The sequence below is a fragment of the Ligilactobacillus equi DSM 15833 = JCM 10991 genome, from assembly GCF_000615765.1.
GTDB lineage: Bacteria > Bacillota > Bacilli > Lactobacillales > Lactobacillaceae > Ligilactobacillus > Ligilactobacillus equi.
This window is the reverse complement of record NZ_BAMI01000004.1, coordinates 62,022-71,999: the sequence shown is the minus strand read 5'-3', so window position 1 is coordinate 71,999 and position 9,978 is coordinate 62,022. Positions and strand designations below refer to the sequence as shown.

Below are 9,978 nucleotides of genomic sequence, written 5' to 3'. Positions count from 1 at the left end.
CTGTGGCAGAAAACAAAAAAGGATAAATATCTATATGAATGTTGAACTTAATGATAGCTTGAAAATACAAACAATCAAGGAACATTCATCTGTTTCAGAGATATTATCTAAATTAGCTAAAGAATATTTAGAAAAAAACAAAATAGCTCTTACGAGTTATCGAGTGGAGCTTATATCCCCCCACTAAAGTAGGGGGATTTACGCTCCTTTTTCATTAAAAATCCTCAGTTCACTTCGGAACCGAGGATTTTTCCTTTTTCGATTAAAATGAGTTCTTGATGGAGTCAATATTGCGTAAGACTACTTCTAAGGAACCGTCTTCTTGGTTAATAAATTCAATCACGTCTTTATTCTTCAATAATTCTACTGGCACCGTAATTTCAATACCATTATCTAGTTTTAATTTTTGTTTTTGATACTTTTTTTCAAAAATAGGCGCATTGGCTGTTACATCAACTTGTTTGGCCATCTCTTTTTTATCTAATTCTGCTAAAAATTCCTGCTTAGCTGTGTAATTTTCTTTAAAAACTGCTTGGGCTAGGGCTTCATTATTAATCTGCCTTCATTGCCAATTCCTTCGTAAACTACTGTTTGGGCTTCCGCTGCCACTTCATAAGCCGGCAGGTCATATTTCTCAGCCACACTCTTAAGGGCTTTTTTTACAGCATTAATTTCATCACTAGTCTTAACTTGTTTTTCTTTAACCTCAAGTACATTTTCTTGGAAAGACCAATTACCTTGAACGTCCTTGTATTTGCGGTCACGTACGAAACAAGTTTTTTGGTCTTTGATAATAATTCCTGTGTTCAAAGCCTGGGTAGGTGCGGGTAAAATAGCCTCATTCTTTTGAATTTTATTAACCACTTGATTATTATCATCATAATCCACCAAGTGCGTGTACTTAACAGAATAGTCTAATTTTAACATCCCCACATAATTAGCACCCATTTGGTCGACAGCTTCGATAAATAGCATATCTCCTGTTGGAACTTCCTGCCAACCCGCTAAACTCTCAAAGACGTGCTGAGTTAATTGCTCTGCCCTCATTAAAAAGTTATCTTCATCTGAAGCTAAATATAAAGCTGGTTCACTTTGTTCTACCCCAAAAGTAATGCATTCACTTTTAAGAAATTTTTCCACAATTTTTTGTACGTATTCTTGCACCAAATGTTCACGCAAAGGTAACTCTTTTTGCGAAAAAACTGCACTATTGATATTTTTATCCATAATGTTAATGACAGCATGTGTAATCTCCATAATAAATTCCTTTCAAATTTGATTCGTGATTCTATTTTACTGGATTTTCGCTATAAAGCGAATTTAATCCACCGCCAAAATTTTTTCAAAAATCATCATTTTACACTTGTGATATATCACAAATGTGGTATAATATAAATTGTAAGAGGTGAGAATGATGAAAATCGATATCAAAACCTACTTAGCTGACCAAGATTTAACTATCTATCAGGTTGCTAAAATTTCAGGTTATGGTTACACCACTTTACACAAGTCCTTCAATAAACCGCAAAGCAATGCCACTTCGCTGAATTTACGTGATTTGGATGCATTGGCTAAGGCTCGCCATCAAGCTATGTGGCAAGTCTTAAAGGAACTTGAAGAACAGTATCTGCAACTCGAGGCGGGTAACCAGCTAAATAAGTAAGACAGTCCGTATTTGTTTGTTAGTCACTAACCTTCATTTAGGGGCTTTTTAGCACCCGTCATACCACGAAAACTAATAATTCTAGGAGGCATTTATTATGGCTTACACTAACGATCCTTTTAACAACATGGATGACATCTTCAACCACTTAATGGGCAACATAAACGGCATCAACTCTGAACGACGTTATTTAATTAACGGTCGTCAAGTTACTCCGGAAGAATTCCAAGAGTTCAGACGTACCGGAAATTTACCTACCCAAGAGACCAGTCAAGAAGGTAAAACAAATGCTATCAAAACTGATGGAATCTTAGCTAAATTAGGGCGCAACTTAACCCAAGAAGCACGTGAAAACAAGCTTGACCCAGTTATTGGTCGCAATCAAGAAATTCAAGAAACTGCCGAAATTTTGGCGCGACGCACTAAGAATAATCCCGTTTTAGTCGGTGACGCTGGGGTCGGTAAGACGGCCGTCGTCGAAGGGTTAGCCCAAGCGATTGTTCACGGTGATGTCCCCGCTGCCATCAAGAATAAGGAAATTATTGCCATTGACATTTCCAATCTTGAAGCTGGTACTCAGTATCGGGGTTCCTTTGAAGAAAATATTCAAAACTTAGTTAAAGAAGTTAAGAATGCTGGCAATATTATTCTCTTCTTCGACGAAATTCACCAAATTCTAGGCGCCGGAGGTATGGGCGGTGATAATGGTTCTAAAGGTTTATCTGACATTTTAAAACCCGCCCTTTCTCGAGGAGAAATCACTTTAATTGGGGCCACAACCCAAGACGAATATCGTAACACCATCATGAAAGATGGCGCTTTAGCCCGGCGATTCAATCAAGTAACCGTTAACGCTCCAAGTGCGGAAGATACTTTCAAGATTCTCCAAGGAATTCGTGACCTTTACCAACAACACCACAATGTTGTTTTAAATGACGATGTTTTAAAGGCCGCGGTGGATTATTCCATCCAATTTATTCCCCAAAGAAGCTTGCCTGACAAAGCAATTGACTTAATTGACATGACGGCCGCACACCTAGCTGCTAAGCACCCTGTCACTGATGTTAAAGCTTTGGAAGAAGAAATCGCCCAACTCAAAGTTCAACAAAACGATTTAGCTCAAAAAGAAGACTATCAGGGAGCAGCAGAAGTCAAAACTAAGATTATCAACCTTCAAGCACAAATCGACAATAATCAAGATCAAAGTAAGGTTGTCGCTACACCTGAAGATGTGGCCCAAGCCGTCGAAAGACTAACCGGGATTCCTGTTTCTAAATTGGGAGCTAGTGACATCCAAAGACTCAAGGATATGGGCAAACGTCTAGCTGGCAAGGTTATTGGCCAAGACGAAGCCGTCCAAGCAGTAAGTCGTGCTATTCGCCGTAATCGGGCTGGCTTTGATGAAGGTAACCGTCCAATCGGTTCCTTCCTCTTTGTGGGACCCACCGGAGTCGGTAAAACCGAATTAGCTAAGCAATTAGCCTTGGATATGTTTGGTAACAAAAATAACATTATCCGCTTAGACATGTCCGAATACAGTGATTTAACCGCCGTTTCTAAATTAATTGGGACCACCGCAGGTTACGTCGGCTACGATGACAATGCTAACACTTTAACAGAAAAAGTAAGACGTAATCCTTACTCCATTGTCTTGTTGGATGAAATTGAAAAGGCTAACCCTCAAGTCTTAACCTTGTTACTGCAAGTTTTAGATGATGGCCACTTGACTGATGGGCAAGGCAACCAAGTCAACTTCAAAAACACCGTGATCATTGCCACTTCTAATGCTGGTTTTGGTAATGAGTCCTTGAACGGTGACCCACATGATCAAGCCTTAATGGACCGACTAGCCCCTACTTCCGTCCTGAATTCCTCAACCGCTTCAATGCGATTGTTGAATTCTCCCACCTAAGTAAAGCAGACCTCAAGCAAATCGTTGACCTCATGATTAGCGATGTTAACCAAACCTTAGCCAAGAAAGGCCTAGATTTAGTTGTAACTGACGAAGCTAAGGATTTCTTGATTGAAGAAGGTTACGATGAAGCCATGGGAGCACGCCCTCTACGGCGGGTTATTGAGGCTCAAATTCGTGACCAGGTTACTGACTTTTACTTGGACCACTTAAACGTTCAACACCTCAAGGCTGAAATGCAAGCCGGTAAATTAGTCATTGTCGAAAATCCGCAAGCAACAAATCATCATGCTGCCTAAAGCAAGTTATTCTGTCCCGCTGTTCATGATAACAGCGGGATTTTTTATGCTAAAACCGAACATTTTACTGCTTGGCAAAACTTTTTAGTCTCTTATCTTGAATTTTACCTGGGAAATTGACTATAATTAAAGTTGTAATAACGCACTTACTTTTTATTCTTAGAGGAGCCGTAAAATGCAAGAAAATAACGGAATTAAATTATTTGCGCTTAATTCTAACCAAGAATTGGCCCAAAAAATTGCTGCTGAAATGGGCGTCCCTTTATGTGACGCCTCAGTTAAACACTTTAGTGATGGAGAAATTCAGATTAACATCAACGAGAGTGTGCGGGGAAATGACGTTTTTATCATTCAATCAATCAGTGATCCAGTTAATGAAAATTTGATGGAATTAATGATTATGATGGATGCTTTACGCCGAGCCAGTGCTGGTTCAATTAACGCTATTGTACCTTACTTTGGTTACGCACGCGCCGATCGGAAAGCACGTTCTCGGGAACCTATCACTGCCAAGTTGGTTTCAAACTTCATTCAATTGGCTGGTGCTGACCGAGTAATTACTCTCGACCTTCACGCTGGTCAATTACAAGGGTTCTTCAATATTCCAGTAGATCACTTAAAGGCTATCTATCTTTTAGCTGACTACTTCTTGGGTAAGAAAATCGATGAAGATGTCGTTGTAGTTGCTCCTGATCACACTGGAGTTAAGATGGCCCGTAATTTAGCACAATTCCTCAAGGCTCCAATTGCCATTGTCGACAAGCGTGACTCTAGTCGTCTCTTAAATCCCGAAAACACCATGGTGATTGGGGATGTAGCTGGTCACAAATGTATTGTCTTCGATGATATGATTGATACTGGTGGTAAGATGGCTGACGCTGCATGGCACTAAAAAACGCTGGGGCTACCGATGTCTACGCTTGTGCCACCCATGCCATCTTTTCAGCCAATGCAGTAGAAGAATTAAAGGCTTCTCCATATAAGGAAGTTATTGTTACAGATACGATTGAAATTCCTGATTACAAACGTTTTGATAACTTAACTGTGCTTTCAACTGCCCCACTCTTCGCTAAAGCGATAGATTTAATTTACAACCACCAGTCAGTTGACTCACTTTTTCCTAAATATGCCGATTAAAAAATTACTCTAAAGTTTGAAAAAACACTAGAAATTATTGCTTTTAAGCATAATTTCTAGTGTTTTTTTATGATTATCATTTTTAAATTCATCGAAAAATCATGTTTCCTTGCCTCTTTTTAATATTTAGACTTGTCTACCATTTAGACTTAAAAGGCGACTATCGCAAGCCCTAGTCCAAGAAAAACTTGTATGCTTATTTTTTTTTGCTATAATAAAATTAAAACTTACGTAATAAGGGGTTAAAAATATGGCGACTCTATCCAAACAAGAAATTATCGCACAAGATATCGTGCAAAAAATTAAATTCAAACAATATAATCCTGGTGATTACTTACCTTCTGAACACCGACTATGTGAACTTTATGGTACTTCACGAGAAACAGTTCGGAAAGCCCTAGCTCAGTTAACTTCTCTAGGACTTATCCAGAAAATCCGTGGTAAAGGTTCTCTAGTCCTAGACATGCAAGACTTTACTTTTCCTATCTCTGGGATAGTCGATTTCAAGAAACGTGACCAATCTTTGGGGCACAAAGGTAGCATTGAAGTCTTAAATTTAGAATCACGGATTATTCCAGACGATTTTTCAGGTCATCCCCTTGAAGAAGCTGGTAACTCTGCTTACTGGACTGAATACTTACGTTACAAAGACGATGTTCCTGCCGTTTTAAACCAAGAATTTCTTTTCAAGACCTTCGTGCCAGAAATTAAAACCGAAGATGTTTCTAACCTATACAAGTATTTGGAAGAAAAACTTGAATTAGTAATTTCCTATTCAACCCGTGAAATTACGGTCGAAAAAGCCCCGGCAGACGTCTGCAAAATCTTAGAATTAACAGAAGGCGACTACGTAGCTGTTATTCGTAGTATGTCTTACTTAGACAATACGAGTCTCTTCCAATTAACCACTTCTTACCAACGCCCTGATAAATTTAAATTTATCGACTTTGATCGTCGGAAAAATGCTGCACGTAGCAAAAAGAATGCTGAATAAACTAAAAAAGACAGGCAATTGATGTCTGTCTTTTTGCTTACTTGCGATACATCTTTAATTCTAAGAAGTAATCATTGTATTTTTCAACCCAGCTGGGACCTAAATCTTTATAAACTTCCATCTTGCTTAAAGCTTGCTTAGTTGGATAAAATTGCTTATTAGCAGTTACTGATTTAGGCAGTAACTTTAAAGCTCCAGTATTAGGAGTTGAATAACCCACATACTCCGCATTAGCAGCTGCATTTTCCGGTTCTAACATAAAGTTAATAAAGGCATAGGCACCTTTTTTATTTTGAGCACTTTTGGGAATCGCCAGATTGTCAAACCACAAATTGGTGCCTTCTTTTGGTAAGACATAGTGAAGATGATCATTTCTATCTAGCATATCCACCGCCTCACCAGAATACGTTACCGCCACATTGGCCTCACCGTTAGCCATATACATTTTAATTTCATCAGCGACAATAGCTTTGGCGTTAGGCATCAGCAACTTCAACTTCTCATAGGCTTGATGAAGATGGTAACCGTTGGTGCTATTTAACGAATAACCTAAACTCGTCAAACCAATCCCCATAAATTCTCGGGCACCATCAATAAACATGATTTGCCCGCGGAATTTTTGGTTCCATAGCTGATTCCATGATTGAAAATCACTAGCTTGGTAGACCTGATCGTTATAGACAATCCCTAAGGTTCCCCAGAAATAAGGAACCGTATACTTATTTTGTGGATCAAAACTTTGATTCAAGTAAGAACTACTGATATATTTCAGGTTTGGTAACTGCCGATGATCCAAAGTTGACAACAAATGAGCTTTTTTCATTTTTTGAATCATGTATTCACTGGGCACGACAACATCATAGTTCGTACCTCCTTGTTGTAACTTGGTGTACATAGCTTCGTTAGAATCAAAAGTTTCATAATTCACCTTGTAACCCGTTTGTTTTTCAAACTTGGTAATTAACTTGGGATCAATATAATCCCCCCAATTATAAATATTTAAAACCTTAGCATTTTGATTGCCACTGGTCTTATTAAGTTGATAAACACCTAGCCATAGAATACCGATCAAAGCAACAATTCCTATTATTAAGGTCCGTAAACGTTTCATAGCTTACTTCCCCCCTTCTTAGTTTGTCGGTCTTTACTAATGAAGTAGTAACCCACCACTAATAACAAGGCAAATAGGAAAACTAAGGTACTCAAAGCATTAATCTCTAAACTAACTCCCTGCCGCGCCCGCGAGTAAATTTCCACAGCTAAAGTTGTAAAGCCGTTCCCCGTCACAAAGAAGGTCACTGCAAAATCATCTAGAGAATAAGTGAACGCCATAAAATAGCCGGCGATAATTCCAGGCGTTAAATACGGTAGTACAATTTGGGTTAAAGTTTGCCAATTATTGGCCCCTAAATCATAGGCCGCCCAAACTAAAGAATCATTCATTTCTTGTAAACGTGGTAAGACCATTAGCACAACAATTGGAATTGAAAAGGCCACATGGGATAATAACACTGTCAGAAAGCCTAATCTAATACCACCGATTAGTGAGCCTAAAGCCGTAAACAAAATTAAGAAACTTGCCCCAATCATCACATCCGGTGACACCATAAGCACATTATTTAAGGAAAGTAGTAGATTCTTACTTCGACTATGCTTTAGGTAAGAATAGTACAACGTGCCAAAGACTCCGATAAGTGTTGCCAGGAGTGCAGATAAAAAGGCCAATAAAAAAGTTTCGAGCAAGATAATAATTAAGCGCGTATCTTCAAATAGCTCCGCAAAGTGGACCCAAGAAAAGCCACTAAACTTTCCCATATCTTCCCCTTGGTTAAAGGCATAGAATATTAAGTAAAAGATTGGTAAATATAAACTCACAAATACTAAGGTTAAGTAGACTTTCGACCATAAGCCCTTATTCTTCATTCTTTGGCCCCCCTTTTTTTCTTTCTCCAGTTAGCAACATGACTAGCACCATGGCAAGGATTAAAATTACGCCAATGGTAGCACCCATACCCCAATTTTGAGTCACCAAGAAGTGTTCTTCAATCGCTGTTCCCAAAGTAATCACCCGATTTCCTCCAATTAAACGGGTCAGCATAAAGAGTGATAAGGATGGGATAAAGACAGACTGTACTCCACTACGCACCCCACCTAAAGACAAGGGAAAAATTACCTTCCAAAAAGTTTGGAATTTATTGGCTCCCAAATCTTGAGCTGCTGCAATAAAGGAATCATTTAATTCTTCTAGGGCATTAAAAATCGGCAGGACCATAAAAGGAATTTGAATATAAGTAGCTACTACGATAAAACTCACATCCGTAAAAAGGATTTGTTTGGGGGCAATCCCAAAGAAAGCTAAAAAATTATTCAAACCGCCATGAATACCAAAAATACCAATAAAAGCGTAGGCTTTTAAAAGTAAATTAATCCAAGTGGGTAAAATGATTAACAGCAACCATAATTGTTTGTGTTTGAGTTTAGTCAAAAAATAGGCTGTCGGATAAGAAATTATTAAGGTTACTATCGTAATTAAAAAGGCATACCAGACCGAATTGAAGGTCATCAGTAGATACTTCAATGAGCCAAAATAATTGGCATAGTTAGCTAATGTAAAATGACCAGCGGTATCTAAAAAAGAATACCCAAAAACCAAAGCCAAAGGTGCAATCACAAATAGCCCTAGCCATAAAAAATAAGGGATTGCAAAAAATGTCTGCATTTTCTTCATGGGCTAATCCTCATAACTTTCAAGCCGCGCATCGAAATCCGCTTCTGACTCGTTGAAGCGCATAACATGAATATCCTCGGGCTCAAAATTCAAACCATAAGTTTTTCCTGGCACGGCTTTACGCGTCGAATGCACCATCCATTCATTACCATCCTGATCCTGACAAATGATTTCATAGTGAACTCCTCGGAAGAGTTGTGTTTGTACCTGAACGGTTATTTTCCCTGCTTCCACCATCGTTAACGTTAAATCTTCCGGACGTAAAACAACTTCCACTGCTTCATTAGGGCGCATCCCCCCATCCACACAGGCAAAATTGTGTCCAGCAAAGTGCACCAGCTCATCGCGCACCATTGTAGCTTTAACAATGTTACTTTCTCCAATAAAGTCAGCCACATAATGGTTGATTGGTTCATCATAAATATCAACCGGACTACCACTTTGAACAATATTACCGTTATTTAGGACAAAAATTTCATCACTCATGGCTAAAGCTTCTTCTTGGTCATGAGTCACAAAAATAAAAGTAATCCCGAGTTTTCTTTGAAGATTCCGCAACTCGTATTGCATTTCCGTGCGTAACTTATGATCCAGAGCCGAGAGCGGTTCATCCAAGAGTAAAATTTTGGGCTCATTCGCTAAGGCGCGCGCAATCGCTACTCGCTGTCTTTGTCCCCCAGACATCTCATTAATTCCACGCTTTTCAAAGCCAGCTAAACGAACCATCTGTAAAGCTTCCTTGACTTTGGCATCAATTTGATCAGCTGGTAATTTCTTAATTTTCAATCCAAAAGCCACATTTTCATAAACATTCATGTGTGGGAATAAGGCATAATCCTGGAAAACCGTATTAACCTGACGCTTATTGGCCGGAATATGATTAACCTTTTGCCCTTGAAAATAGACATCTCCTTTGGTTGGCTCTGAAAAACCTGCGATTATCCGTAAAATGGTTGTTTTGCCACATCCAGAAGGTCCTAGTAAGGTATAAAATTTACCCTCCTCGATATCAAAACTCACATTCTTTAAAACTGGCTGTCCGTCATAATTTTTGACAACATTCTGAAATGAAATAATTGGCTGTTTCAAAATCTAACCCCCTCGTTTAAAAGCCGTCAGCGTGCGACTTTTCTCCGATTTTATTTATTTTGTCATTATTGACTACCAAATAATTTTACACATTTTTCTTATAATATGCTAGCAAAATCTCCATTACTATAGTTGTTAGTTTAAATTACGTTGCTA

Annotated in this window: 9 protein-coding genes and 2 pseudogenes; 5 read left to right on the top strand and 6 right to left on the bottom strand. The window is 38.7% G+C overall.

Translation table 11 applies throughout. From position 1 onward, the window contains the following. The coding region (locus JCM10991_RS15610) for a hypothetical protein (RefSeq protein ID WP_225349900.1) at window positions 1–187 on the top strand (187 nt) is incomplete at its 5' end. Between the two features lie 75 nt (window positions 188–262). On the opposite strand, the gene JCM10991_RS16015 is transcribed toward JCM10991_RS15610, so the two are convergent. Both JCM10991_RS16015 and JCM10991_RS02125 read right to left on the bottom strand, forming a co-directional pair. Further along, a complete protein-coding gene (locus JCM10991_RS16015; protein ID WP_081781923.1) occupies window positions 263–556 on the bottom strand; it encodes a nucleoid-associated protein in 294 nt (97 codons plus the stop codon). Next, complete coding sequence (locus JCM10991_RS02125) at window positions 538–1,257, bottom strand: nucleoid-associated protein (protein WP_025020423.1); 720 nt, start codon at window positions 1,255–1,257, stop codon at window positions 538–540. Before JCM10991_RS02125 ends, JCM10991_RS16015 begins: the two co-directional genes overlap by 19 nt. 157 nt (window positions 1,258–1,414) lie before the next feature. On the opposite strand from JCM10991_RS02125, the gene JCM10991_RS02120 reads away from it, so the two are divergent. The 4 genes and pseudogenes from JCM10991_RS02120 (at window position 1,415) to treR (ending at window position 6,005) form a co-directional block, all read left to right on the top strand. Beyond that, window positions 1,415–1,663 (top strand): hypothetical protein, encoded by a 249-nt coding sequence (locus tag JCM10991_RS02120; protein WP_023860392.1) that lies wholly within the window; start codon window positions 1,415–1,417, stop codon window positions 1,661–1,663. A gap of 97 nt (window positions 1,664–1,760) precedes the next feature. Continuing rightward, window positions 1,761–3,874 (top strand): annotated as a pseudogene (locus JCM10991_RS12215) (AAA family ATPase). A gap of 175 nt (window positions 3,875–4,049) precedes the next feature. Next, window positions 4,050–5,011, top strand: a pseudogene (locus tag JCM10991_RS12210) (ribose-phosphate diphosphokinase). A 250-nt stretch (window positions 5,012–5,261) separates the two neighbouring features. Further along, on the top strand, window positions 5,262–6,005 hold the full coding sequence (treR, locus tag JCM10991_RS02105; protein ID WP_023860389.1) for a trehalose operon repressor: 744 nt from the start codon (window positions 5,262–5,264) through the stop codon (window positions 6,003–6,005). Between the two features lie 37 nt (window positions 6,006–6,042). Here treR and JCM10991_RS02100 read toward each other — a convergent pair whose 3' ends face one another. The 4 genes from JCM10991_RS02100 to JCM10991_RS02085 are packed head-to-tail and all read right to left on the bottom strand — an operon-like array spanning window position 6,043 to window position 9,822. Continuing rightward, entirely contained in the window at window positions 6,043–7,116 is a 1,074-nt protein-coding gene (locus JCM10991_RS02100) for an ABC transporter substrate-binding protein (RefSeq protein WP_025020422.1), read from the bottom strand. Continuing rightward, complete coding sequence (locus JCM10991_RS02095; protein WP_023860387.1) at window positions 7,113–7,928, bottom strand: ABC transporter permease; 816 nt, start codon at window positions 7,926–7,928, stop codon at window positions 7,113–7,115. Before JCM10991_RS02095 ends, JCM10991_RS02100 begins: the two co-directional genes overlap by 4 nt. Next, the gene (locus JCM10991_RS02090) at window positions 7,918–8,733 is read right to left on the bottom strand and encodes an ABC transporter permease (RefSeq protein WP_023860386.1); all 816 of its coding nucleotides are present in this window, start codon (window positions 8,731–8,733) and stop codon (window positions 7,918–7,920) included. The genes JCM10991_RS02095 and JCM10991_RS02090 overlap by 11 nt, the downstream gene beginning before the upstream one ends. A 3-nt stretch (window positions 8,734–8,736) precedes the next feature. Next, a complete protein-coding gene (locus JCM10991_RS02085) occupies window positions 8,737–9,822 on the bottom strand; it encodes an ABC transporter ATP-binding protein (protein ID WP_025020421.1) in 1,086 nt (361 codons plus the stop codon). Window positions 9,823–9,978 lie beyond the last annotated feature (156 nt).

What these genes read in the sequence shown, in the direction of transcription:
- JCM10991_RS02125 (WP_025020423.1), bottom strand. Translation starts at nt 1,257, where the DNA reads ATGGAGATTACACATGCTGTCATTAACATTATGGATAAAAATATCAAT.
- JCM10991_RS02120 (WP_023860392.1), top strand. Translation starts at nt 1,415, where the DNA reads ATGAAAATCGATATCAAAACCTACTTAGCTGACCAAGATTTAACTATC.
- treR (WP_023860389.1), top strand. Translation starts at nt 5,262, where the DNA reads ATGGCGACTCTATCCAAACAAGAAATTATCGCACAAGATATCGTGCAA.
- JCM10991_RS02100 (WP_025020422.1), bottom strand. Translation starts at nt 7,116, where the DNA reads ATGAAACGTTTACGGACCTTAATAATAGGAATTGTTGCTTTGATCGGT.
- JCM10991_RS02095 (WP_023860387.1), bottom strand. Translation starts at nt 7,928, where the DNA reads ATGAAGAATAAGGGCTTATGGTCGAAAGTCTACTTAACCTTAGTATTT.
- JCM10991_RS02090 (WP_023860386.1), bottom strand. Translation starts at nt 8,733, where the DNA reads ATGAAGAAAATGCAGACATTTTTTGCAATCCCTTATTTTTTATGGCTA.